At 51.0% G+C, this 26,065-nt stretch carries 22 protein-coding genes and 1 tRNA gene; 6 read left to right on the forward strand and 17 right to left on the reverse strand.

Going from position 1 to position 26,065, the window contains the following annotated elements; all coding sequences use genetic code 11:
- Positions 1-121 precede the first annotated feature (121 nt).
- The 10 genes from AB1756_02345 to AB1756_02390 form a co-directional block, all read right to left on the reverse strand.
- A complete protein-coding gene (locus AB1756_02345; GenBank protein ID MEW5806180.1) occupies positions 122-1,630 on the reverse strand; it encodes a tetratricopeptide repeat protein in 1,509 nt (502 codons plus the stop codon).
- Positions 1,631-1,708: 78 nt separating this feature from the next.
- Positions 1,709-2,422: a pyridoxine 5'-phosphate synthase gene (locus AB1756_02350; GenBank protein MEW5806181.1), complete on the reverse strand. Its 714-nt coding sequence runs from the start codon at positions 2,420-2,422 to the stop codon at positions 1,709-1,711.
- Between the two features lie 121 nt (positions 2,423-2,543).
- The gene (glmM, locus tag AB1756_02355; GenBank protein ID MEW5806182.1) at positions 2,544-3,893 is read right to left on the reverse strand and encodes a phosphoglucosamine mutase; all 1,350 of its coding nucleotides are present in this window, start codon (positions 3,891-3,893) and stop codon (positions 2,544-2,546) included.
- Entirely contained in the window at positions 3,890-4,843 is a 954-nt protein-coding gene (locus tag AB1756_02360; GenBank protein MEW5806183.1) for a CdaR family protein, read from the reverse strand. Before AB1756_02360 ends, glmM begins: the two co-directional genes overlap by 4 nt.
- Positions 4,833-5,666, reverse strand: coding sequence for a diadenylate cyclase CdaA (cdaA, locus tag AB1756_02365; GenBank protein ID MEW5806184.1), 834 nt, complete (start codon positions 5,664-5,666; stop codon positions 4,833-4,835). Before cdaA ends, AB1756_02360 begins: the two co-directional genes overlap by 11 nt.
- 3 nt (positions 5,667-5,669) lie before the next feature.
- Positions 5,670-6,830, reverse strand: coding sequence for a dihydropteroate synthase (gene folP, locus AB1756_02370; protein MEW5806185.1), 1,161 nt, complete (start codon positions 6,828-6,830; stop codon positions 5,670-5,672).
- A 107-nt stretch (positions 6,831-6,937) separates the two neighbouring features.
- On the reverse strand, positions 6,938-8,893 hold the full coding sequence (ftsH, locus tag AB1756_02375) for an ATP-dependent zinc metalloprotease FtsH (protein ID MEW5806186.1): 1,956 nt from the start codon (positions 8,891-8,893) through the stop codon (positions 6,938-6,940).
- Between the two features lie 201 nt (positions 8,894-9,094).
- Positions 9,095-10,555, reverse strand: coding sequence for a tRNA lysidine(34) synthetase TilS (gene tilS / locus AB1756_02380; GenBank protein ID MEW5806187.1), 1,461 nt, complete (start codon positions 10,553-10,555; stop codon positions 9,095-9,097).
- Between the two features lie 308 nt (positions 10,556-10,863).
- Positions 10,864-11,799 (reverse strand): CBS domain-containing protein, encoded by a 936-nt coding sequence (locus AB1756_02385; protein MEW5806188.1) that lies wholly within the window; start codon positions 11,797-11,799, stop codon positions 10,864-10,866.
- Between the two features lie 208 nt (positions 11,800-12,007).
- Positions 12,008-12,084 (reverse strand) — tRNA-Met (locus AB1756_02390).
- Positions 12,085-12,238: 154 nt separating this feature from the next.
- Between AB1756_02390 and AB1756_02395 the strand changes: the two genes are divergently transcribed.
- The 4 genes from AB1756_02395 to AB1756_02410 all read left to right on the forward strand — a co-directional run bounded on the left by AB1756_02395 (position 12,239) and on the right by AB1756_02410 (position 15,479).
- Positions 12,239-12,421: a hypothetical protein gene (locus AB1756_02395; GenBank protein MEW5806189.1), complete on the forward strand. Its 183-nt coding sequence runs from the start codon at positions 12,239-12,241 to the stop codon at positions 12,419-12,421.
- A gap of 33 nt (positions 12,422-12,454) precedes the next feature.
- On the forward strand, positions 12,455-13,414 hold the full coding sequence (gene hemB, locus AB1756_02400; GenBank protein MEW5806190.1) for a porphobilinogen synthase: 960 nt from the start codon (positions 12,455-12,457) through the stop codon (positions 13,412-13,414).
- A 4-nt stretch (positions 13,415-13,418) separates the two neighbouring features.
- Positions 13,419-14,690: a glutamate-1-semialdehyde 2,1-aminomutase gene (hemL, locus tag AB1756_02405; GenBank protein MEW5806191.1), complete on the forward strand. Its 1,272-nt coding sequence runs from the start codon at positions 13,419-13,421 to the stop codon at positions 14,688-14,690.
- A 111-nt stretch (positions 14,691-14,801) separates the two neighbouring features.
- Positions 14,802-15,479 carry a metal-dependent hydrolase gene (locus AB1756_02410; protein ID MEW5806192.1) on the forward strand — a complete coding sequence of 226 codons (678 nt, stop codon included), beginning with the start codon at positions 14,802-14,804 and terminating at the stop codon, positions 15,477-15,479.
- Positions 15,480-15,543: 64 nt separating this feature from the next.
- Here the strand turns inward: AB1756_02410 and efp are convergent, their stop codons facing one another.
- Positions 15,544-16,110 carry an elongation factor P gene (efp, locus tag AB1756_02415; protein MEW5806193.1) on the reverse strand — a complete coding sequence of 189 codons (567 nt, stop codon included), beginning with the start codon at positions 16,108-16,110 and terminating at the stop codon, positions 15,544-15,546.
- Between the two features lie 78 nt (positions 16,111-16,188).
- Here efp and AB1756_02420 point away from each other — a divergent pair, with 78 nt between their 5' ends.
- Together AB1756_02420 and AB1756_02425 are read left to right on the forward strand one after the other, a co-directional pair.
- Positions 16,189-16,812: a DMT family transporter gene (locus AB1756_02420; protein MEW5806194.1), complete on the forward strand. Its 624-nt coding sequence runs from the start codon at positions 16,189-16,191 to the stop codon at positions 16,810-16,812.
- Between the two features lie 94 nt (positions 16,813-16,906).
- Positions 16,907-18,721 (forward strand): DUF2207 domain-containing protein, encoded by a 1,815-nt coding sequence (locus tag AB1756_02425; GenBank protein ID MEW5806195.1) that lies wholly within the window; start codon positions 16,907-16,909, stop codon positions 18,719-18,721.
- Between the two features lie 83 nt (positions 18,722-18,804).
- Here the strand turns inward: AB1756_02425 and AB1756_02430 are convergent, their stop codons facing one another.
- The 6 genes from AB1756_02430 to AB1756_02455 form a co-directional block, all read right to left on the reverse strand.
- Positions 18,805-19,143 carry a hypothetical protein gene (locus AB1756_02430; protein ID MEW5806196.1) on the reverse strand — a complete coding sequence of 113 codons (339 nt, stop codon included), beginning with the start codon at positions 19,141-19,143 and terminating at the stop codon, positions 18,805-18,807.
- 77 nt (positions 19,144-19,220) lie between these two features.
- Complete coding sequence (locus AB1756_02435) at positions 19,221-21,533, reverse strand: UvrD-helicase domain-containing protein (protein MEW5806197.1); 2,313 nt, start codon at positions 21,531-21,533, stop codon at positions 19,221-19,223.
- Positions 21,534-21,611: 78 nt separating this feature from the next.
- Entirely contained in the window at positions 21,612-23,441 is a 1,830-nt protein-coding gene (gene glmS, locus AB1756_02440; protein MEW5806198.1) for a glutamine--fructose-6-phosphate transaminase (isomerizing), read from the reverse strand.
- Positions 23,442-23,454: 13 nt separating this feature from the next.
- Positions 23,455-24,846, reverse strand: coding sequence for a bifunctional UDP-N-acetylglucosamine diphosphorylase/glucosamine-1-phosphate N-acetyltransferase GlmU (gene glmU / locus AB1756_02445; GenBank protein ID MEW5806199.1), 1,392 nt, complete (start codon positions 24,844-24,846; stop codon positions 23,455-23,457).
- Entirely contained in the window at positions 24,843-25,439 is a 597-nt protein-coding gene (locus AB1756_02450; protein ID MEW5806200.1) for a tetratricopeptide repeat protein, read from the reverse strand. Before AB1756_02450 ends, glmU begins: the two co-directional genes overlap by 4 nt.
- Positions 25,440-25,574: 135 nt before the next feature.
- The coding region (locus tag AB1756_02455; protein MEW5806201.1) for a hypothetical protein at positions 25,575-26,065 on the reverse strand (491 nt) is incomplete at its 5' end.

A 26,065-nucleotide genomic window follows, 5' to 3' on the forward strand; every position in this document is an offset into this window, starting at 1 on the left:
CTTCCCTCCGCCGGCTCTGTGATCTTCACGGAGAACCCCTTTCTCTGCTGGATATCCTGAGCCAGAAGCGTATTTCCACCCAGCATCACCGAAACCAGGAGAAAGGTGATAAAAATATATCTCACTTTATCTCCTCTAATAGGCTGATGATCTCCTTAACGCGCTCGGCTTCGGGCCCTTTTCCTTCTTTATTGATGAACTGTTGGTATCTCTTTCTTGCCTCTTCCACCTTTCCCATCCGCAGGAAGGCGTTGGCGAGATAGAGGGTTGCGTTCAGATTTTCTGGCTCAATCGCAAGCGCTTTCAAGTAACTCTCGGCCGCATCCTCATCGTTTCCTGCTTCTGCATGAGCAACGCCGATATTTATGAGAACTCCCGCAACCATCCCCCATTTCTCCGCGATATTCTGGAAGAGCCGGCCTCCCTCGACAGGTTGTCCTGATTTCAGGAGGTAGTACCCGTACTCTTCCGTGATAGCCTTCTGATGGAAAAGTTCGGGTGAGCGGGAGAGCAGGGAAGAGGCAGCAGCATAGTTTCCTCTTGATGCGAAGAGTTTCGCCAGTTCGCGGACCTTTTCTGCGTCGGCCTTTCCTTCATCAAGCTCTTTCATCAGACTCGCGAAAGATTCGCGCTCTCTCAGATAGGAAGTTTTCGCTTCTTCAATTCTTGCAAGGACTTTGGAGTCAAGATTCTTTATCCCTTCACTCCTCCTCAGCATCATAAGGGCAGATTCATAGTCTCCCCTAAGCCTGGAGATTTCGGCTAGCCCCATATACGATTCGACCATGGTGTGATCCAGGGCCATCGCTTTCTCGAAGCAGGAAGATGCTTGGTGCAGGTTTCTCAGATCGAGATAGATCTCCCCCATCGTCTGATAGTGCTCTGGGTCTTTTGGAGTGAGCTGTATGGCTTTCTTGAGGGCAGTGATCGCCTTGCTGTAAAGCTTCAGTTTTGCATACGCCATCCCGAGCCTGTTCAGCCCTTCCGGGAAACTGGGCCGTATCTCCACCGCTTCGCTCAGGAGCTTGATGGCCTCAGCGAGGTTGCCATCTCTCAGGTAGAGGTCCCCCATGTGAAGATAGGCTTCCGCATAACCCTTGTTGAGCTCGATGGCTTTCCTGAAATTCTCCATCGCCTTATCCTTGCTGGCGATGCTGTCATAATACCTTCCGATGCCATCGTATGCGGGAGCATAATTCTTGCTGATCTCGAGCGCGCGGTAGTATTCAGCCAGAGCCTCCTCATGGTCACCAAGTTTCAGGTAGGTGTCTCCAAGGACGACATGCGCCTGGAGATGTTTCGGGTCCAGGTCCAGAGCAATCTTGAGCGGCTCGAGGGCTTCGGAGTATCTCCTGGAGGCGTAAAGGGAAAGACCCAGATAGTAGTGGGCGAGGAAGGAGTTCAACGCCATGTTGGACGCCATTTCGAGCTTCTGCACAGCATCCCAGTAGTTCCCCTTATTGTAATGGGATACCCCCTCGCTGATAAGCTCGAAAGATCTCTTTCTGATCTGACCCGCATTCTCAGAAAAAAGTCGATTCTGAGTCAGGGAAATGATGAGAAGGAGAACAGCCATGGAAGAGAGAGTGCTTTTCTTTAACCTCGACGCTCTCATGGTGCGATCAGACATAATGGGCAGGATCTCCTGCTCTTATTGATTTTTATTGAATTGATCAGGCAACCTCGCCTGAGCGGAATCAATTGTATCTCAGGTGATGAGGGAGAGCATTTCGCGTACTGCTCTCTCCATTCCGACAAGGGAAGCCCTCGCGATGATGGAGTGCCCGATGTTCAACTCTTCCACTCCTTTGACGCGAGCGACCGGCTTTACGTTGACATAGTTCAGGCCATGTCCTGCGGCGATCCTGAGTCCCAGCTTTTGCCCTTCCATGGCGGCTTTTTCGATGGAAAAAAGCTCACGGGCCCTTTCTTTTTCCTTCTTCGTTTCCGCATATTTTCCGGTGTTGATTTCGATGAAGTCGGCTCTGTCGCGTGCCGCTGCTCGTACCTGATCGATCTCCGGGTCGACGAAGATGCTTACGACCAGCTTCTCCGCATGGAGTTTCTGAATGACCCTGCCGATGCTCTTCTCGTTCTTGACGACGTTGAGGCCCCCTTCCGTTGTGATCTCCTCAATCCTCTCGGGAACGAGCGTGACAATGTCCGGTCTGTGCTTGATGGCAATCTTTATCATGTCTTCAGTTGCGGCCATCTCCATGTCGAGACGGGTGGTGCAGACCTTCCTCAATATCTCGACATCTCGATCCTGAATATGCCTGCGATCCTCCCTCAGGTGGAAGGTGATCCCCAGTGCTCCCGCAAGCTCTGCCAGGATGGCAGCAGCGACAGGGTCTGGTTCATGGCTCTTTCTTGCCTCTCTTATTGTTGCAATATGATCCACATTGACACTTAGTTTCACCATGGGTCACCTCAATTTACCTGATATGATTTCCAGATCTCAATAGTCGGAGCATCCTGCATCAAGCATTATGCAGAATGCTTGGTCTGTCTATAAAAGATCGATAAGGTTCATCTGGAATCGATCATGCGCCGATCTGTTTACGGATTGCGTCGGCGATAATGGATGCGTATCTCTTCACATCCTCTTCGCGCTCCGCTTCCACCATGACCCGGGCTACCGGCTCCGTTCCGGAGTATCGAATCAGGACCCTTCCGTTTCCCGCCAATTTCTCCTCCACTTCTTTGATGACAACCGAGATCTCGGGATGCTTCTGGAGGTCAGGGCGTGAGGCGACTCTCACGTTGATGAGGATCTGCGGGTAGGGTTCGATCCCAGCAAGCGCCGCTGTAGGATCCGTTCCGTTTCCGAACGTGGAGTCGAGGAATTTAAGTGCCGTCAGTATTCCGTCGCCGCTCGTTGCATGGTCGAGAAAGATGACGTGCCCGGACTGCTCTCCACCGAGGTTCAGGTCATACTCGAGCATCTTCTCCAGCACGTACTTATCCCCGACGCTCGTCCTGATAAGACGGATGCCGCTCATGGAGAGCTTCTTTTCCAGCCACATGTTGCTCATCACAGTTCCAACTATGGTATTCTTCTTTAGGTTTTTGTTCTGCTTCATCTGAAGAGCAGTAACGTACATGATATGATCGCCATCGATTATCTTCCCGTTCCGGTTGACGCAGATTGCCCTGTCGGCATCTCCGTCAAAGGCAATCCCGATGTCGGCTTTCTCGCTCAGAACGGTCCGGATGAGAGAGTCCGGATGGAGCGATCCGCAGTTCAGATTGATATTCCTCCCATCCGGAATATAGTTGATGAAGATGGCCTTCTGCGAGAGTTTCGAGAAGATCTCAGGGGCGATGGCGCTTGCAGAACCGTTGCCGCAGTCGAGGACGATACTGACGTGCTGGAGGGCATTCCGGTTCTTTACTATCCCGTAAAGAAAGCTCGTGTAATCCTTTATAAGCTTGGCTCCGTCAATCTCTTTCTTGACGAAGTTCTCACTCTGTTTCGGAACGGCTGCATCCGAGAGTATGATCTTCTCGATCTCCACTTCCATCTCATCGGAAAGCTTCATCCCGTTTCCGGAGAAGATCTTGATGCCGTTGTCGGCGTAAGGATTATGAGACGCTGATATCATCACGCCCGCGTCGAATCGTTCCATCTTTGTCAGAAAAGCCAGTCCGGGAGTCGTGATGACCCCGCAGTGGATGGCAAAAGTGCCGCCCGAGACTAGTCCTCTTCCGATCTCCTCGTCGATCCAGTTCCCGGATTCCCTTGTGTCCCTGCCGATAAGAACCCTGGGATTATCCGCGAGCTCTCGCATCTTCACGGCAATGGCGTGACCGATCCTAACAACCGTCTTCCTGTCAAGGGGAAACTGGCCATCTACCCCTCTGATCCCGTCCGTACCGAAAAGCTTCTTCACTCCTTGACTCTCCCTGGATTGATCTTCACGGAAACGGTCCTGGGATGCCATAAGGTGACGGAGATCTTGCTCATCTCATCATCGCTCAGAGAATTGAACTGGATGAAGGGGGTGAGCCGATAAGGATTATCGGAAGGGTTTAATCCTCTCAGCTTGATGGTTATGCTGATGTTGCTCCTGTTGATCTTTTCGATGATCGATCCGGGACCCTCGACGGTGAGCGATGCAATGTCATGCGATGGCTCGAAGGAATAGTCTGCCGAAGTAAAGGAGATGGGAAGGTCTTCAAAAATCGCATGCTTGATGTCCCTGTCGATCTTTACAAGGACGGTGACCGGCCTCGGGTTGACGATCCTGACGGATGGATTTTCCGTCATGATGTCAACGATGGTACGGAAGGACTGGCTTTTCCCTTCTATGTTGATGACCTCGGTGACGACCTTTTCCGTGGATTGAACAGCGCTCTGCGCTCCTTCGATGCTGAAGGAGTTCGGATAGGCTTCAAATCCATAATAAACGTATGGCTCCTTCGCTTTGCCCATGATCTTGGGAACGACCATGATCTGTCTGGAAACTCTGTTCTCGACTGTTGCCTTTATCCTCTCCGGAGTGACGGAGACGACTTCAAGATCGGGAGGTATCCCGCGGATGTTATCTTTGGGTGAGATCTGGATGAATTTCTCGCCGGCAGGAGAATCGGTAAGGTCGATGCTAGAATAAAGGGGACGCATCGCTAGCCTCGCAATGGCAGTTTCGGAGCCCCTGACGCGGATGGTTACACTGGAGATCAACTCTCCGGAGAGGACCTTCTCCGGAGCGACATCAATGTTCAGCGGGACCTCAATATCCCTGTATATTTGTTTCTCACCCGTAAAGTAGATCCACAGGAGGAAGGCGAGGATGATCGAGAGAACTTTGAGCGGGAGATTGTCCAGCAGGTTAAGCTTCATCGGCTGTCTCCATGATCTCGGATTCTCTCCTCTTCACCTTCTCTGGTCTGGTCTGGAGGTGTTCTAAGAGGAGCTCTTTGAGCCCTTTGGCATCGAGGTCTTCCAGGATCCTTCCCTCGCATGCGAGTGATATGACCCCTCTTTCTTCCGAGATGATGATGGCGAGCGCGTCGGTCTCTTCCGTGATCCCGATGCCTGCCCTGTGTCGCGTTCCAAAATCTTTGCTCAGCTCGGGATTCAAGGTGAGGGGAAGGTAGCAGGAAGCGGCCTTGATCTTTCCCTCGCCGATGATTACCGCTCCATCGTGGAGCGGAGTGTTGGGAGAAAAGATGTTCATCAGGAGGTCGTACGATATGTTGGCATCGAGGAGGATTCCGGTCTCGGCAAAGTTCCTCAACCCTACGCTCTTTTCGAGGATGATAAGGGCGCCGATCCTCTTGGAGGCCATCGAGGCGGCGGCCAGGACTATTTCATCCAGGCTCTTCTTTTCCTCCGCGGTGATGTTTAGCCGCGAGAGCGGATTCCTTCCGAGGCTGATGAGAGCTCTCCGGATCGGGTTCTGGAAAAGCACGATGATGGCAAGGGGGATGTAGAAGAGGATGTACCCAAGGACGTTGTGCACGGTCTTGAGCTCGATGATGCCTCCGCTTCCGGTGATGAAGTACATGATTATCATGAAAACGATCCCGATGAGCATCTGGACGTTTCTCGTTCCACGGATCAGGAGGAGGAGCTGATAGATAATGATGGCAAGTATGACGATGTCGAGAAGCGACATGAGGCTGAACTCGTTGAGGTGAAGAAGTGTGATGACCCTGCTCATAGATCACTCATCCTGACGGTGAATGGAGTCGAGCATCGCAGCTACCTTGGCTGTCTCTCTTACATCGTGGGTACGGATTATAGAGGCTCCGTTCATGATGGCGACGGCTGTTGCCGCAAGCCCTCCTTCCAGCCTATCGGAAACATCGACATTCAGTATTTTTCCGATGAAGGACTTCCTTGAGATTCCAATCAGGATGGGGCGTCCGAGGCTCTTCAGCGTTCCGAGCTTCCCGATGATCTCAAGGTTGTGCTCGACCGTTTTTCCGAATCCGATACCCGGATCGACGATTATTTTATCACTATCAATGCCGGCTTCGGCCCCCTTTTTCATCGATTTTCGCAAAAAAAGTGAGATCTCCGACATCAGGTCGTCATATCGCGGGTCATTCTGCATCGTTTTCGGGTTCCCGTGCATATGCATAACGACGGCTGGGACTCCGGCGCTTGCCACGATGCCTGCCATCTTTGCATCGAAGGTGAACCCGGAGACATCGTTGACCATGTCGGCTCCTGCTTGGATTGCCTCGCGGGCGACACCGGATTTGTAAGTGTCGATAGAAATCCTGATGTTGCACTTTTTCTTGATGGCTTTGATGACGGGAATGACCCTCTTCAGTTCCTCTTCGGCGCTCACCGGTTCAGAGCCGGGTCTGGTTGATTCGCCACCGACGTCGATGATGTCGGCGCCATCGTTAACCATGGCTTCGGCTCCAGCCAGGGCGGCATCAAGTGTCATGAATTTCCCTCCGTCGGAGAAAGAATCCGGAGTAACGTTGAGCACCCCCATGATGCATGTCTTCCTGCCCGTCTCCCAGACCGAGCCATCGGCGAAAACGATCCTGTGGGAATTCTTGGAATAGTTTTCGATGGTCTGGCCGATCTCCTTCGATATCCCTGTTAAGCCGAATGGAAAGGGGTAGGAGGAGAGCTTCTTCTTAAGATTGATGAGGATTTTTTCAGTGCCTAGGAGGATTACGGATGAAGAGCCTTCCCTGAATCTACTCACGTCCTGTGAGATAACGGCCTCTCCTCCCAGAGAGAGCATCTCCTGTTTGATGATCGATGCGGCGCGGTTGTCAACGTTTTCCAGGATGACCCTGTAGTACCGGAACTTGGTGGACATAATCTTGAATCCGCCGGGATGGACGTTCAGTTTCTCCATCCAACGGATAGATTCCTTTTCTCCCTGGACTTCAATGACTCGTGTGTTATGCTTCATTAAAGTAATACGAGGATCTATGTTTGAGAATGAGGCAAGGGAATGGTTCTCTAACCTACCTGCTCTATCGGGCCTCCGCTGATGACCTTTTTGTCAGCTTTTTTCCTCTCTTTCTTAGTCCCGGCGACTTTCTCTTCAACAGCCTCCGCCTCTTTCATTGCCGTCTTTGCAGCGGCCGGCTGCGACTCTTCACCTTTCACGATGGCAGCGATCTGCTGGGCATCGAGGACCTCTCTCTCTAGGAGGGCCTCCGCAATCTTCTGGAGCTTATTCTTGTTGGTTGAGAGGAGTTGCTTCGCATGCTCGTAGCATGCCATGACCAGCTTCTTCACCTCGCGGTCAATCTCCTGGGCGGTTGCCTCGCTGTAGTCTCTGTGTTGGGCGATCTCCCTTCCAAGAAAGATCTGCTCTTCTTTCTTTCCGAATGTAAGCGGGCCCATGCTATCGCTCATACCCCACTCGCAGACCATCTTCCGCGCGAGCTCGGTGCCTCTTTCAATGTCGTTCCCGGCGCCGGTAGTCATGTTGTTGAGGAAGAGCTCTTCGGAGATCCTCCCTCCCATCAGTACGGAGATCTCGGTCATCAGATATTCCCTGGTGTAGTTATGCTTCTCATCGATGGGGAGCTGCTGTGTGACACCGAGTGCCATACCCCTCGGGATGATGGAGACCTTGTGGATCGGGTCTGCTCCGGGAAGGAGAGTGGCGACGAGAGCATGCCCCGCCTCATGATAGGCAGTGTTTCTCTTCTCCTCCTCGCTGATGATGAGGCTCTTTCTCTCTGAACCCATCAGCACTTTATCTTTTGCTATTTCGAAGTCTTCCTGTGCGATCTGCTTCTTTCCATAGCGCGCTGCATGGAGGGCCGCCTCATTGACCAGGTTAGCAAGATCGGCTCCAGAGAAGCCTGGTGTTCCTCTGGCAAGGACGCTGACATCCACATCGGGAGCCAGAGGCGACTTTCTTGTATGGACCTTCAGTATCTCTTCACGTCCCTTCACATCGGGACGATTGATGACGACTCGTCTGTCGAACCTGCCGGGCCTGAGAAGGGCTGGATCAAGGACATCGGGGCGGTTCGTGGCGGCGATGATGATGACCCCCTCATTGGTCTCGAAACCGTCCATCTCTACGAGGAGCTGGTTCAGGGTTTGTTCCCTCTCATCGTGGCCTCCACCAAGCCCGGCCCCCCTGTGCCTTCCGACGGCGTCGATCTCGTCGATGAAGATGATGCAGGGAGCGTTCTTCTTTCCCTGTTCGAAGAGGTCTCTAACTCTTGATGCCCCCACGCCGACGAACATCTCAACGAAGTCGGAGCCGGAGATTGAAAAGAATGGAACATTCGCCTCTCCGGCGATGGCTTTTGCCAGGAGGGTTTTTCCTGTGCCTGGAGGTCCCATCAGTAGGACACCCTTTGGGATCTTCCCGCCCAGCTTCTGGAATTTCTGCGGGTCTTTCAGGAACTCTATTATCTCCTGGAGTTCTTCTTCTGCTTCGTCAACGCCAGCCACATCTTTGAAGGTCACCTTTTTCCCCTGTGATGAGAGGAGCTTGGCCTTACTCTTTCCAAATGATAGAGCCTTGTTCCCGCCCGCCTGCATCTGGCGCATAAAGAATATCCAGAAAGCGGCGAAAATAAGGATGGGAGCCCATGTCAGGATCAGGCCCCAGTAAGAACCGTCTTTAGGCTTCTCTGCCTTGATGATGACGCCATTCTTGAGAAGCATCGCGATCAGGCTCTCATCCTTTACGACGTAAGTGCTGAATTTCTTGATCTTTCCGTCAGCATCTTTCTCCTGGTAGGTTCCGGTGATGTCGTAGCCGGTTCCGGTGATGTCGCCGACGACCTTGACCTCTTTGATCCTGTTACCCTCCGCCAGATTGTAGAACTGGCTCTGGTCAAGTTTCTCTTCGCCCATAGACGGAGCCTTCAAGACCATGTAGAGGATAAAGAGTCCCCCGATCAAGACGGTCCATATAAGAATTGTTCTGATGTGATTATTCAATTTCTACTCCCCGGGTTATCTTAAGAATGTTTCGTTCCCTTAACGCCCCATAACAAATATAAGAAAAATACCTTAAATTATCCACCTATCCCCTAATCTTTTTATCAGTTCATTGATAATAGGTCAAGCATTCTGCCTATATCCAGGGCAAGATGCCCCACTAATACCGAATTTTTTATGTAAAGATCGGACATCCCGATATTAAAGCTGCCTTATCTCAAGTACCAATACCGACCAAGTCTTGTCGTTTACTTTATAGCGGTCGTCGATCTCGTGGCCAACAACCCATACGATACGGTCATCGGATGTCAAGACCAGCGCCCCTCTTCTCTTCTCCGGCGTAACCTTCCTATCTATGAAAAAGTCGGAAATTTTCTTCTTTCCCGGTGCATTGAAGGGATGGAAACTATCTCCTTCCCTGACACTCCTGATGAACAGTTTCTTTCCAACTTTATCGAAATCCAGGAAAGCCTTCTCCTTTCCTCCATTCTTCAAGTTTTCACTGAAGTCGTCCGCTTTAACGATCTTCGCTTCTATGAGAATACCGGCATCGTCAATAGAGGTTCTTCCCTCTACATTTACTCTTTTCAGAATGTTTTTTGTGGCGTGTTCCGCAAGAGAAGATCTCGAAATCACGATCTCTTGCTTAAATATTTTAGCATCGATACCGGAGGGCAGCAAAACTCTTCTCCCTGATCTGCCGGTAGCGAGATCTCTAACTCTTTCGATATCTATGAATTTAACCTTCTTCAGGTCTCCCTTTACAATCTTGATCGCGCTTCTGATGAGCCTTCTGCCCAGAGCCGGAGCAACGTCTTTAATAAGCTCTGAATGGAATGCGACTGCCTCTTTTCTGCTAGTGATCTCCTCTGCGGTCTTATTCCGGGCTTTTCTGGAAGTCGATCTGATGCCCGATTTCTGCAGGAGGATATCCATTGTGAGGGAGTCGAGAAAGGCATCCTCTTCGGAAAGGATCTCCGCCGTCCTGGCGAGAGTCGGGATGATCTTTGGATTGAATTCATCTTGCAGTATCGGGATGAGCGTGTGCCTGATCCTGTTCCGCGTGAAGCGCATGTCTTCGTTGGATGAGTCGATCCTGAAAGCGATCCTCCTGCTCCGGAGGTAAGCTTCCAGTTGTTCCCTCTCGATCCAGAGAAGGGGACGGATGATATTTCCATCTGCCGGCTTCATGGAGGAGAGTCCGGTCACGCCTGACCCTCGCAGCAGTCTGAGAAGGAGATTCTCGGCCTGATCGTTCATCGTGTGTCCTAGGGCAATTCTCGTGGCGTGAAGATTCCCGGCAGCCTCATTCAGAAACTTCATCCTTGCATCCCTCGCTGCCACTTCGATGCTCTTTTTCTCTTCCCTGGTGATCTTTTTTACATCTGCCCTGTGGATGAGGAAGTCAATTTCTATGTTACAGCAAAGGCTCTTTACAAATCTCTCATCCTCGTTCGATTCCTTTCCGCGCAGCATATGGTTGAGGTGTGCAGCGCAGACTTCGATCCTGAATTTTGATGCCAGATCGAGCATGAGAAATAGGAGAGCAACGGAATCTACTCCTCCAGAGAGCGCGACGAGCACTCTGTCTCCGTCATTGATCATCCCGTACTTTTCGATGGTCTTGATGAACTTCTCAACAACTTGCCGCTCGCCGCTCATACGCACCCCGATGCAATACAAAATGGTTTCTCATTGAAAATGGACAGTTCATTTGCATTTGTCGCAGCAAAAGACGGGGTGATTCCCCAGCGAGTCAATCGCCCCTCGGCTCTCAGTCTCGCTCTTTCGCGCTTTGCGCGAAAACCATGCCCGCTCGACTTCGCGATGCTTTTGCTTGCGACAAACTGCTCATTCCCTTGGGATGTCCAAATTCTACGAGAAATCATATAGATGAATTAGCATGATAACGATATTGGGTCAGACATCCTGCCTGAAGCCATGTGATCCGAGGCAAGATGCCTCGGATATTATCGATTTATGTCGATGATTTTGAAGAAGTCACGTTCGGTGATGATGCCAACCAGCATGCTGTTCTCTAGGACGGGGATGGAGCCTCTGCGCTTTTCCTGCATCAGTCTTGCCGCCTCGCTAACATCCGCTTCCGGATTGATGGTGGGAAACTCTTTCATGGTCACTTCGATGACCGGTGTCTGGAGGACCTGATCGATGTTTCCTGATTGCAGATGCCGGAAGACCTGGTTCGTCCCGAAGAACCGGAGCAGACTTCGAATTGTAGCCATCCCGATGAATTTGCCATCGGAGACTATGGGCAGGCGCCTGAAGCGCTTCTGGATCATCTTCCTTTCGATATCGATGATGGGAGTCTCAGGGCTTTCCATTACAACATCCCTGGACATGAGCTCGGCTACCTTCGTCCCTTTGATCTTTTCGCTGAAGAACCTCACGATATCCTGTTCGGTCACTATGGCTATGACCCGATCATTTTCATCGGTGACGGGCAACCCGCCGATACGATGCTTCTTCATTACCTCCATGGCTTCATGGATCTTTGCGGTCGTCCGAATCGAGATGACGTCGGACGTCATGATCGAACCTATTGGTTCGTTGATCGCCTTGTAGAAGTTGCCGTTGTATTTCCTCTGGATGATCTGAAATTTCACGCCGCCACCCATATAATTGATGACGTCCGTCACAGTCACTATCCCGAGGAGCTTCTTTGTACCCGGGTCCACGACGGGCATCCGGCGAAATCCTTCCTTGACCATCATCTTCAATGCTTCGAGGACAGGAGTCGTGACGGCAAGCGTAACAACCGGCCTCTTTGCTATGGTCATTATCTCTCCTTCTTTTCCGGGGATGCGATCCTTCCCTCTGGGAAGGCTCTTTTGCCTGAAACTTCCTCGAAAAGATTTTTTCACTCTAGCACCTTTCTTATCAGCCATGTTCCATTCTCCCGTCAATTCCCTATCTTAAAGCTCTTAAAGATGATTGCATCGGAAGGTCCTGTCCTCGGCAGTACCCCATCCATTCTTGCTCTACCCATTTCCCGGTGGGTCCCTTTCGGTGTGGGCGGATGGCAACGCTTTGCCTCGGCCACCCGCCGATATTACCTTACAAGTATCGTTTTCATCTTTCAGAGTTGTTGGATACTGGTAGCGGTGCAGGGACTCGAACCCCGGACACAACGGATATGAGCCGTTTGCTCTGACCAGCTGAGCTACACCGCCACCTTTTTTTGTATGTTAAATGATGCCCCCAGTTCTGTCAAGTTTATGGATATTCATGCATTTATTCTGTTATAATAAAAAAATTATTGAGGAAGGGATTACGAACAGCATTCAGAGCCATTTCAACGTAAACAATCTTCTCTCTTGGTGACACATGGAAAAAGAAGTGGAGGAGTGTGCTAAATGCAAGAAGCAGGAAGACCAGGTAAGGCTCCAGAAATGCGCCATCTGCCACAAACTTTTCTGTGATGGTTGTTCTTACAGGATGAGCGGCAGATTGTTCTGCAGCCAGTACTGTGCCGAGTTCTTCTTCTTCGGCAAGGAAGATGAAGATTAAAATTTCAGGAGGTGCATTTTGGCTTTTCCAGTCATGAGGCCCAGGCGTCTGAGGCGAAGCGAGACCCTTCGCTCCGTCGTCCGGGAGACGGAACTTTCGGTGAATGATTTCATCTACCCCCTTTTCGTCTGTCCGGGAAAGGGGATCAAGCAGGAGATCCCTGCAATGCCCGGATGCTACCACTTTTCGGTGGATCGGCTCGTCGAGGAGGTTAAAGAGGTAAGAGACATCGGGATCCCCAACATCATCCTCTTCGGAATCCCCGGGACGAAGGACGAGATGGGATCGGAAGGATACTCCGACGATGGGATAATCCAGAAAGCGGTCCATGAAATTAAGTTGAAAGTGGATGGGATCCTCGTGACGACCGATGTCTGCCTCTGCGAGTACACATCCCACGGGCACTGCGGTGTTATCAAAGATGGCTACGTGGACAATGACAGCACTATTGATCTTCTTGGGAGGATGGCTCTCTCGCATGCCAGGGCTGGTGCCGATATTGTCGCTCCTTCAGATATGATGGATGGAAGGGTGGAGGCAATTCGGGAGATCCTCGATGCAGAGGGTTACACTCAGACCATCATCATGTCCTATGCGGCGAAGTATTCATCGGCTTTCTATGGCCCCTTCCGGGAGGCAGCCCAGTCAGCTCCGCAGTTCGGGGACAGAAAGTCCTATCAGATGGACCCGGCCAATAGCAACGAGGCTATCAAAGAGGTCGCCATGGACCTCGAGGAAGGGGCAGACATCGTCATGGTCAAGCCGGCCCTTTCGTATCTTGACATAATAAGAAGGGTTAAGGATACGTTCGGAGTGCCGGTCGCCGCTTACAACGTGAGCGGCGAGTACTCCATGGTCAGAGCGGCTGCTGAAAAAGGGTGGATCGACGGTAGCAAGGTAATGATGGAGATTCTCATTTCCATCAAACGGGCCGGTGCGGACATGATCCTGACCTACTTTGCCAAAGAAGCTGCCAGACTTTTAGTAAGATAGGCAAATGAGCAAACTGTTCGAAGAGGCAAAGAAGTATATGCCTGGGGGGGTGAACAGTCCGGTGAGGGCTTTCAAGGCCGTTGGCGGGGAGCCTGTATTTTTTAAGAAGGGAATGGGTTCCAGAATCTATGATGTCGATGGGAAGGAATACATCGATTACGTCCTTTCCTGGGGGCCTCTCATCCTTGGTCATTCGCACCCAGATGTCGTTTCGGCCTTGAAACAGCAGTCGGAAAAAGGGACTTCATTCGGCGCTCCGACTGGGCTCGAGGTCGCACTCGCGAAGATGATCATCGAAGCCATCCCGGGGATGGAAAAGGTGAGGATGGTCAACTCGGGAACAGAAGCGACGATGAGCGCCATCCGCCTTGCAAGGGGCTATACGGGGCGCGACATTGTCGTGAAGATGGAGGGATGCTACCATGGTCACGCAGACTCACTCCTCGTCAAGGCGGGTTCTGGGGTCCTCACGCTTGGGATTCCCGGAAGCTCCGGGATTCCAGCTTCCATAGCCGGAAAGACGATTGTTGCCCGGTATAATAGTGTTGATTCCATCAAGGATATCTTCGAGGCTTACGGAAATGAGATAGCCTGTCTCATCGTTGAACCCGTGCCCGGGAACATGGGCGTCATCCTTCCGAAGAAGGGCTACCTTGAGAGCCTCAGAGAACTCACGGGAAAGCATGGGATCGTTCTCATATTCGACGAGGTCATGAGCGGATTTAGGGTTTCCTATTCCGGTGCACAGGGATTCTACGGTATAAAGCCAGATCTTACGACCCTCGGGAAGGTCATTGGCGGTGGGCTCCCCGTAGGAGCTTTCGGGGGAAGAGCTGGGATTATGTCGAAGATCGCTCCTGAGGGTCCGGTCTATCAGGCGGGAACTCTCTCCGGAAATCCGCTTGCAATGACTGCAGGGATCGAAACGCTGAAGGCTTTGCAGAAGCCCGGGACCTACGATTATCTTGAAAGCATTTCGGCAAAAATTGCCGATGGTTTGAAAAGTGCTGCCGAGAAACATGGCGTGCCGGTTACGCTGAACAGGATCGGCTCGATGATGACGCTCTTCTTCACCGGAGAGGATGTCTTCGATTACGAATCGGCGACGCTGTCAGACACAATGAAGTACTCGAAATTTTTCCACAAGATGCTTGAGCGCGGGATCAATCTACCTCCGTCACAGTTTGAAGCCTTTTTTGTCTCTACGGTTCACACCGAGGAAGATATGGTCAGAACCATCGCGGCCGCCGATGATTGTTTCAGGGAGCTGCACTGACGAACCAGAATTTTTAGATACCCGAGGCCAAGCGCTACCATTCTGTCATCTTAAAAAGCCTTTAAGATGTCGGGTTGATAAATGCAGTTAAACAGGGAAGGAGGCTTTCATATGGTCAAACTGAAATACTTCGGTCATGAATGCTGGCAGATTGAATGCGAAGGTAAGTCCATCATCATCGACCCATTCCTCAGCGGAAATCCGCTCGCCCCGACAAAACCTTCGGAGGTAAAGGTCGATGCCATTCTTGTCACACACGGCCATGGAGATCATCTGGGAGACGCCATCGATATTTCCAAGAGGACGAAAGCTACCATCATCGGTGTCTTCGAGCTCGTTCAATACGTGACGTCCAAAGGAGCTACGGGTCATCCCCTTCATATCGGTGGAGGCTACACCTTCGACTTCGGCCACGTGAAGGCGACCATTGCTCACCACGGCTCGGCTGCTCCAGATGGAACATATCTCGGGAGTCCATGCGGCTTCCTCATCACTATGGGCGAGAAGAAGATCTATCACTCGGGCGACACCGGGCTTTTCTACGACATGAAGCTGATTGGCGAAATGAATAACATCGACGTTGCACTTCTCCCCATTGGCGATAACTTCACGATGGGAATAGATGATGCCGTGAAAGCCGTGGAGCTGCTAAAGCCGAAGTTTGCCATACCCATGCATTACGGAACATTCGATATCATCAAGGCTGATCCAGAAGAGTTTGTGCGGAAAGTCAAGCCTCCAGCAAAGGCCGTTGTCGTATCACCTGGCTCCAGCTTCGAACTGAAATAAATAAGTAGATGAATTAATAGGTCAGGCATCTTACCTGATATTCAAGGAAGGATGCGCAGGCGATTTATTTTGCGCTGACGCGTTCGATATAGGTTCCTTCGACAGTGCTAACCCTTATCACTTCTCCTTCTTCGATGAAGGAAGGAACCTGAACTATCAGCCCTGTCTCCAGCCTGGCAGGCTTTCTCTGCTGGCTTGCCGTTGCCCCCTTGATCCCGGGTGGAGTTTCCACGACCTTCAAATCGACGGTAATCGGCAGCTCGATTCCCACCGGGGTCCCCTCGTAAAATTCGACCTGTAGCATGGTGTTAGGCACCAGGAATCGCACGGCATCCCCCAGCATCTCCTCGGAGATATGGATCTGCTCGTATGTCTTCGTGTTCAGAAAGTGATAATCGGTACCATCGCTGTAAATATATTCCATCTCGACTTCATTGAGGATGGCTCTCTCGATGATATCTTCGGATCGGAACCTGTGCTCTATGATAGAGCCGTTTTTCAGGCTCTTCAGTTTAGTCTGAACCATCCCTCGCCAGTTTCCCGGAGTGATGTGCATGGTGCTGACGATCTTGTAGAGATCGTTGTCTTTGATGATAGTCATTCCTTTTTTTAACTGCGTTGCTTTGATCATAATGAACTTCTCCTCGATGCTTGATGATGCCGCACAGATTTTTCAGGTGTCTGAGTTTGTGCGCAGTTATTATAGCAGATGAGCCGCCTTAATCCACTGGGTAACATCTTATTGAGAGACGAGGATGTTCTGGAAAGACATCCCTGCGAGAAGGTTCTCGAAACGATCGTGAACTCCACTGGCGGCCTCATCACCGGACTATACGCCATCATCGTTCCGATCCTCGGCATCTTCCTGCTCCACCGCCCCGCCGCAACCGTCTGGATCGGTGCATACAGCGCTGTCATCGGGCTCTATCTTCTCAGCATCGGATGGCTCTCCTCGAAGATGAACCCGATCATGATCGCTTTCGTCCAGTTCATCATCTGCTCCGTTCTGAGCTTCATAGCGTCATTCCTGTTCGAAATGACGACACTTGCAGATCTGGCGGCAGTCACGATTCCCATTCTCTACACCGGTGTCCTCTCGGTGGGTGTTGCGCACACGCTTCAGGTCGTGGCTCAACGTGAGGCACCACCCGCTCATGCGGCAATCATCCTGAGCCTTGAGACCGTCTTCGCTGCACTCGGCGGCTGGCTCATCCTCGGCGAGATGCTTTCAATCCGTGCACTGTTCGGCTGTGGTTTCATGCTCACTGGATTCGTCGTTTCCCAGATCGGAAGAAGATCCGATCTCTCTAGAAAACCTGCGCAAGCGATATAATCAAGCCGGACAAAAGAAATCATTGCAAAAAATGAAATTGTTGTTTTATGATTTTCGTATAAAAGGAAAGAACAATGCATTGGGAGATTTTACAATGACCGGTCATCGAACATTCACTTTCTGTTTAATCATCATCCTTTTCCTTCTCATCCCGTCTGCCGTTCAGTCAAAGAGCCACTCCATGGAGTGGATCGATATTAAAGCAGCGATCCTGGACGATGGCAGCATGAGGATTGAAGAGACAAGGAGATACGAGTTTAGAGGACAGTTCTCATGGGCAGATTACCGCCTTCCCCTGAAGGATCTCGGGCGCATAAAAGATTTCGAGATCAGCGAAGGGGACAGAATCTACCAGGAGAGCCGTAGCGAAGATCCAGGAACCTACACAATGGACATCAGCAGGGATGAGATGTATCTCCGCTGGTTCTACAGGGCTTCCAATGAGAAACGGTCGTTCACCTTGCGCTACACCATCACAGATGCCGTTGCAGTCTATAACGATGTGGCGGAGCTCTACTATAAGTTTGTGGGCGAGTCCAATGCAAAAAGGATCGGCAGCGTGAATGTGTCGATCGCGCTTCCTTATCCTGCTCGGCATGATGAAGTACGAGCATGGGCACATGGCCCTCTCTGGGGCACGATCGAATTCAAATATGGGATCCTGAAAATGGATATCAGTCCCCTTCCCTCCCACACATTCTGGGAAGCAAGGGTGTCGTTCCCGACACCATGGGTGCCCCATGCACAGAAGAGGATTAATCAGAACAGGCTGCAGCAGATCCTCGATGAAGAAGCACGCTGGGCTACGTCAGCGAACGCCGAGCGCAAGCGGGCAGAGCGGATGCTCTTGAAAAATGCGGAGAACGAACGCTTAGGCTGGCATATCGCTGCAGTACTCTCCGCTGTGGGGGTCATAGGTACTGCCTCCTTCTATTTCAGATATGGGCGTAGAGTGCAGGTTTCTTACAGCCAAAGTGTCGATTCTTCCCTCCCCGAATATCCTCCCGCCATCTTCAGCAGTCTCTACTACAACAAGCAGGTGTCGGGAAAAGCTATGGTCGCGACTCTCTTCGATCTCGCACGGCGCGGCTTCATCACAATCGAACAGAAAGAACCGGTCGAGCGGAAATGGTGGCGCATCGACAGGACGCTCTTCATGATAAAGCAAGACTTCAGCAAGCGGAGAAGCTCAGGAGAGGAGTTGCCGCCCTATGAACAATCACTTCTTAACTTCGTCTTCAACGATCTCGGCGCCGGGAAAGAATCGGTGGATTTTCTGGATTTCAGCAGACATACATCGAAGGTGAGGCGCTGGTTCCGCGAATGGAGAAAGATCCTCAACGATGAGCTCAGGGCGATACCGTTCTGGGACAGAGAAGGCGTGAAAGGAACGATCCTCTCGATGGTGTTTTCCGTCCTGATCGTCGCCGGAGGTCTTCTGATCACAATCTTCCTGAACCACAAACCAGGGTTTTTTGTGATCATCATTGGATGCCTCTGCCTCTTCTTCTCATTGTTCATCCTTAGCTACACTCCTGAGATGAAACTGCAGAAGCTGAAATGGAGGGCGCTCAAAAGATACCTTACCCGCTATTACTTTGAAAGCGAGACAGACCAGGGATTTCTTTACAGGATCCCGGAATTCCTCATTTACGGGATCGCGATGGGGATCGGAACTGCGGTTGTCAAAAGGTTGATGCAGAGGATACCGTCAGACCAGCACACAACATTCTTCCCGTGGTATATCTATTCGGGCGGCTTCCATGCTTCAGTAGGTGATTTTGCCGGTGTCATCTCCTCGATGGTGAGCGTTGCCTCCAGCACGGTAAGCTCCTCGACAGGTGCCGGCGGCGGAGCTTCGGCCGGTGGTGGCGGTGGAGCAGGCGGGGCTTCAGGCGGCGCAGGATAAAAGAAACAAACCAGCAGAAAAGAGAAAATCCGAAATTCATACCACATTTATCTGTCATGGATCTTCTCTGAATTCTGGATAGATCAGATTTCAACTTTCTTTGCTCTTTCCTGTCGCTGTAATTTCGCTGTAAGCTTGATAAGCCATATCCATATAAGAAGAATTAATAAGGCAGAAAGCACCCTCCATTCTGAAGAGAAGTTGAAGTAATCAAATAACCCATGGAAAAGTGCCGAAATGAAGAGACCCACCACTGAAGCCTTCAGAGGAGCTGAAGCTGCCTTATGTTGTATCCGGACAGCACAAAAGGTGGCATTGAGGGGGGATTGGGTGTATAAGATTAGGAAGGTTCTTCGATCAAGGAAATGGCTTCGTTGTACCGGAGTTTGTTGAAAAGCTTGCCAGTTTTCTTCTTGCTGCATGAGAAAAGACTCTCTCCTCTTCAAATATGGACTCTCAAACGGTTTAAAAAACAGCGTCTCCAAGCGTTTGGGAATCATCAGCGGGGAATGGGAGTGAGGGTTGTGTACTTGACGAGAATCTTCCTGGTTCCGGAGTGGCGGAAGTGGATGTTCAACTTCAAATTGTTCCCCGATCCCTCACATGAAAGGACAGTTCCTTTGCCGAAGGTAGGGTGCTGCACTACCTGCCCCTCATAATAGGGAGAATTACCGGCAGCCTTTTTCATAGTCTTTTTCCTGGGGAAACCAGATTCCCTTCCGAATCGCGCCTTATCGAGTTTTGCCGCTCTGGCAGCCGAGGAGCTTGCATAGGAGTCATCGAAGCCTCTCTTGCTTCTCCTGTACTGTCCCTCCGTTATCGTCAGCAGTCCCTGCGGGATCTCACTGATGAATTTCGAAGGTTGGTTGAAGACAAATTCCCCTCCGATCCTTCTCGAATCGGCGAACGATATGAAAAGCTTCTCCTTCGCTCTCGTCATAGCGACGTAGAAAAGCCTTCTCTCTTCCTCAATGTCATCCCTGCTGTTCATCGATCGGGCATGCGGGAAGAGGTTTTCCTCTAGACCCGCGATGAAGACGACCGGGTATTCGAGCCCCTTGGCGCAGTGCACCGTCATGAGCGTGACGAGCTTCTCTGCCTGCAGATCGTCCTGATCGGATCTCAGAGATGAGCGGTCGATGAAACCCTGAAGTGTGGGGTTCTCCGCCGATTCTTCGTATTCTACTGCCGCTGAGATGAAGGAGTCGATGTTCTCGAGGCGCGACTCGTGGTCCTCGGGGAAGCTCCTCTTGATGTAGCTCCTGTAATCCAGTATTTTGATCAGTTTCTTCAGAAGGAATGATGCTTTTTCCTTTTCAGAAAGTTTTCTCGTATCTTCCAGAATTTCGAGGAAGGCTCGAAGGGAGTTCTTCCCCTTCTTCGCCAATTCCACTTGCTTCTTTTCAGATTCGGCCTCTTCCGAATGTTTTCGCACAGCCTCCATGAGTGAGATCTTCCTGGTCTCTGCGAGAGAAAACAGCTTTTCAAGTGTTGCCTTTCCAATCCCCCGCGGTGGAACATTGATGATCCGGACGAGGCTCAGGTTATCGTCGGGATTGACGAGGATCCTCATATAAGCGATCAGATCCTTGATCTCTTTCCTCTCGTAGAACTGGATAGAGCCGACGATCTGGTAGGGAATCTTGAAATCTCTCAGTGATTCCTCTATCAACCGGGACTGGGCATTGGTCCGGTAGAGGACTGCAATGGAATCGAGGGGGATCCTTTTCTTCAGGTCGAGGATCGAGGCAGCTATGGAATCCGCCTCTTCGATGTCATTGTGGGCATGAAAACATGTGATTTCTTCTCCGGTCTCATTCTTGGTCCAGAGGGTCTTGCCTATCCGCTGCAGGTTGTTCCTGACAACGTACGAAGCTGCTTCGAGAATCTTCTTGGTCGAGCGATAGTTCCTCTCCAGCTTGATGATGGCTGAGCCCGGGAAATCTGACTGGAAGCGGAGAATGTTGTTAATGTCAGCCCCACGGAAGGCATAGATAGATTGGTCCTCGTCCCCCACACAGCAGATGTTCTTATACATCGAGGATAAATGCTTGATCAGAAGATACTGAGAATGGTTTGTATCCTGATACTCGTCGACAAGGAGGTGGCGGCATTTGCCCGCATACTTCCTCCTGATGTCATCATGTTTCGAAAAAAGCTCGAGGGTTTTCATGATCATGTCGTCGAAGTCCATTGAGTTGTTCTCGAAGAGCTTCTTCTGGTATAGAGAATAGATCTCGCCGATGAGTCTATCCCGGTATCCTGAAGTTGTGAAAGGTTCATGATATCTGGTATGTCCATGAGAACCATAACGGCCCCTCATGAAATCTTCCGGGTTGATCATCCTGTTTTTGATGTTGCTGATCCTGAAGAGCGCTTCCTTGGGAGTGAACTCCGAGTCATCAACCTTCAACTCCTCGCAACACTCTTTGATCAGGGAGAGTTGATCCGGTGAATCGTAGACCAGGAAATTGTTCCTGTATCCGAGGATTGTAGCCTCTCTTCGGAGGATCCTAAGGCAAAAGGCGTGGAATGTTCCCACCCACATTCCGGTGCAACTCTTCAGGCCTATGATCTGTTCCACTCGCTGCTTCATCTCATCTGCCGCCTTGTTGGTGAATGTTTGGGCGACGATCTCACCCGGCGATATTCCGCGAAATCTGACCAGGTGAGCGATGCGGTATGTGATGACCCTTGTCTTACCTGAACCTGCACCTGCCAGGACCAGAAGCGGCCCTTCCCCGTACATCACAGCCCGCTGCTGCTGTTCATTTAGCTCCGCCAGAAATTTTTTCTCTTCTGCCTGACGCATCTATAAATATGGATAACTGTTCAAATAATTATAAGCGAAGGAGCGAAAGATCCCAAAAATCGTATGATGGATGAAATATCATTCGACGGTAACGCTCTTGGCAAGGTTTCGAGGCTGGTCAACGTCGCAGCCCAGCTTCAGGGCGATGTAGTAGGCGAGAAGCTGAAGGGGGATAATCAGCAGAAGCGGGTTGAGCAGATCGAGTGTCTCCGGAATCTGGATGATGTGGTCGGCCCTTTTTTCCAGCTCGCTGCTCTCGCCATTGGTGAGGGCGATGACGATCCCGGATCTGGCTTTGACTTCTTCGATGTTGGAGAGAATCTTCTCATAGACTCTATCCTTCACGGCGACCGCCACAACGGGAAAGTTCTCGTCAATCAGGGCGATAGGACCATGCTTCATCTCGCCGGCAGGATACCCTTCCGCATGAATGTACGAAATTTCTTTTAACTTCAAAGCCCCTTCGAGAGCGATCGGGTAATTGATCCCTCTTCCAAGGAAGAGAAAATCCTTTGACGTGTAAAACCTCTTTGCCAGTTCTTCGATCTCGCCCTCTCTGCGGAGGAGTTCTTCCATCTTGGCCGGAATTCTCATTAGCTGCTTGCCATGAGCTCTCACATCTTTTTCTGTTAGATGTCCCCGTACCTTCCCCAGGTAAAGAGCAAGAAGGTACTGTGCAGCGATCTGTGATATGAAGGCCTTCGTGGAGGCAACACCGATCTCCGGTCCGGCATGGGTATAAATGGTTCCTGTGGCTTCCCGCGTCAGCATGCTTCCCACCACGTTGCAGATGGCGATTGATTTTGACTTCTTCTGTTTGGCTTCTCTCAGCGCTGCAAGCGTATCTGCCGTTTCGCCGGACTGGGAAATGACGACGTGGAGGATGTCTCGCGTGATGATAGGATCCCTGTACCGGAATTCAGAACCATAGTCAACTTCCACCGGGATCCTTGCAAGCTCTTCGATCAGGAATTTCCCCACCAGGCCTGCATGCAGCGACGTGCCACAGGCTATGATGTTGATCTTCTTGAAGCTCTTGAACTCTTTTTCGGTTATCCTGATGTCATTGAGGAAGACCGCTCCGCTGTCGAGCGAGATCCTTCCGTAGATGGTATCCCTCATGGCTCTTGGCTGCTCGTGGATCTCCTTGAGCATGAAATGCTTGTAACCCCCTTTTTCTGCCATGATGGGGTCCCAGGCGATAGGCATGACCTCTTTTTTCAGTTTCTTCCCCCTGACATCCTTCACGACGACGCTCGACTGATCGACGATGGCGATCTCGCCGTCGGCCAGGAAGATCATGTTCTTTGTATAGTGGAGGATGGCGGGGATGTCCGAAGCGACGAAATTCTCTCCATTTCCGACGCCAATGATTAGAGGCGGGCCAAAGCGTGCGGCAATGATCCTCTGAGGCTCCTCCGTAGAAATCAGGGCGATGGCGTAAGCCCCTTTCAGCCGCGGGAGCGATTTGAAGACAGCTTGCTCCAGGGAATTGGTAAGGTTGCTCTCGATGAGGTGAGCGATGATCTCGGTGTCCGTCTCGGTCTGAAATTTATGCCCCTTCGCGGTGAGCTCCTGCTTCAGTTCGAGGTAGTTTTCGATAATGCCGTTGTGGACGACGACCAGTTTTCCGGTGCAGTCCCTGTGCGGATGGGCATTCTCTTCCGAAGGTTTGCCGTGAGTAGCCCAGCGCGTGTGCCCAACGCCGAAGTCTCCCTTGATCGGCTTCTTGATCAGAAGCTCTTCAAGGAGTCTGATCTTTCCCAGGCTTCTGCGCACGTTCATAACGCCGTTCTCGACTACTGCGATCCCGGCCGAGTCATATCCCCTGTACTCAAGCCTCTTCAGACCATCCATGAGGATATCCGCAACCTGCTTTTTTCCAACATATCCTACGATTCCGCACATCACTCTACCTTAATTATTTGAATTTCTTCTTGAGGATGGTCCAATTCTTTTTGATCGACTGCCTCGCTCTGGCGATAGCAAGAGAATGCTTCGGAACATCCTCAGTAATAGTCGAGCCAGCACCAATGTAAGCTCCATCGCCGATGGTCACAGGGGCGATGAACTGAACATCGCTTCCCACAAAGACCTTTTTCCCCAGCGTGGTCCGATGCTTTTTGAAGCCATCGTAGTTGCAGGTGATCGTCCCCGCACCTATGTTTGATTTCTCCCCTATCGTGGCGTCTCCAAGATAAGTCAGGTGGGAAGCCTTGGTCCCCCTGCCGATCTTGGACTTCTTGACCTCGACGAAGTTCCCTATTCTGGCATCCTCGCCTATGTCCGACTCCGGTCGCAGGTGGGCAAATGGTCCGATCCGAGCATTCTTGCCGACCCTGCTCCTCGTGATGACAGAATTGTTCAATATCCAGGCGCCATTCAAGATTACAGAGTCGACGATGTGGCATCCCGGAAAGATCCTGCATCCCTTGCCGATCCGGGTTTTTCCTTCGATGTAGACGTTGGGATAGATTACCGTATCCCTGCCTACGGGAATGTCTGACTCGATGAAGGTTATCTCCGGATCAAGGATGGAAACACCCGATTCCATAAGTCGATGAAGAGTCTTTCTGTTCATCAGTTTGGATGCCGCGCAGAGTTCGTACCTTGTGTTAACTCCCAACACTTCCCCGCTCTCGGGATAGAGGAACGCGGAAACCTTTTTCCCATCCCCGAGCATGATTCTTACGGCATCGGTGATGTAGTATTCTTGCTGGACGTTATTTGTCCTGACTCTCTTGAGGGCAGCCAGGAAGGGCTTAGCTTTGGCGCAATATATCCCGCAGCTGATCTCCTTGATCTCCCGCTGACTCATCGTGGCGTCCCTCTCTTCGACAATCTGGCGGATGGAGCCGTTGCCCTCCCTGATGACGCGCCCGTACCCTTCAGGATCATCTATGATTGTCGTCATGACAGATAGATCGGCGCCGCTCTTCCGATGTTCCTTCAGGATGGACTTCAGTGTCTCCGCGGTGATCAGGGGGAGATCACCATTCAGGACGAGCAGAATCCCCCGGAATCCCTGCAACTCCTTCTCTGCCTGAAGGACGGCGTGAGCTGTCCCGAACTGTTTCTTCTGCAGGACAGGGTAGATTTTTTCTCCTGCAAGGGTCTCTTTCACTTTATCCGCTTGATTGCCGATGACGACAATGACCTTTTCCGGATTAAGCTTCCTGGAAGCCTGGAGGACGTAATGAAGCATCGGCCTGCCGCAGACTGGATGGAGAACCTTTGCCTGCCTGGATCGCATCCTCTTCCCCAACCCGGCAGCCAGTATGACGATTCGAAGCTTCTGGTCATTTTTGTTCACGGCATCTCTTCTTCCCGTGGTTCAAGGAGTTCATTGAATTCAGAATCCGTGCGGAGAGAATCGAAATCAGGATCCATCTTTGCCCTGATCCTGTTCTGAGGCTGAATCCTGATGGCTGTCTTCAGATGACTGATTGATTCTTCCTTGTTCCCTTTGAGTGCGTTAGCCGCAGAGAGAGCGTAGAGGACTTTCTCGCTCCTGGGATCGAATGAGAGCGCTTTCTCATAATACTTGATGGCCTCATCATAATTTTCATCGTTCATCTTGAGCACACCCATGTTGTAAAAATCATTCAGCTCTTTCATTCTCGGGCTATGCTGCTCCAGTTTCTTATCGCAGATCTTGATGTAAATCTGGGCCTTTTCTTTCAAGGCAAGCTCCTTGGGGTTCTTCTCAACTATTTCGAGGAGTCTGGTTTTTGCCTCCGTGAAAGCGCCCCTGTTCAAATCATGGACCGCTCTATCAAAATCATTCAGGGCCTTAAGGTACTGCTCCGACAGCTTTGGCCTGACGGGGGCTTTAGTCTTTTTGGCGCTTTTGACCCTTTTCTGGACGACAGATTTTTTGATTTTTTTCTTTTTGGTGGCAGTCATGTATTGCCTTCCTGACGACGTTTAGCCTTTTTTAATATAATTTTCAAGCTATTTACAAGCAAGTCATTTTAGGAAATGACTTTAGAATTGTCAAATTAGCGCTTCGCCCTCCATTCAATCGGATCGAAGCAAATGTCAATTATTCCTGGGAGCAGAGGCGAGTTTTACAGCTTCCGGGAAGAGATCAATGGCTTTCTGGATCAACGGATTGTTTTCCGCGAAGATTTTCGCCTCCTCTTTTCTGCCGAACTTGATGGAGAAGATGTTGGCTTTGAGATAGGTTTTGAGGATCTGGTCGTCAGTGGTGAAGTCCTCTTCATTGAATTCAACTTTTCTTTCCTCGAGGAAATCTTTAAAGCGGGAGAGAATCCTGTTATCGACGACGAATGTTCTATCAAGATCGGAAGCATCCGCGACGAATGTGACGGCGAACTCGAAGAAGATGTTGTCACGGATCAGCTTGGACATGAACTTGGACAGGTCGACATCCTTGATGATGATATCTGGGGTTATTCCGCCGCCGCCATGGACGGTTCTTCCCGAATCGGTATGCCTGATCTCTCGACCCGTTTGGTCGGGCCGCTCCTCGTATCCGAGATCTTCACTCAAGAAATAATCCTCCCGGG

The organism is Acidobacteriota bacterium (genome assembly GCA_040752675.1).
Lineage (GTDB): Bacteria > Acidobacteriota > Polarisedimenticolia > JBFMGF01 > JBFMGF01 > JBFMGF01.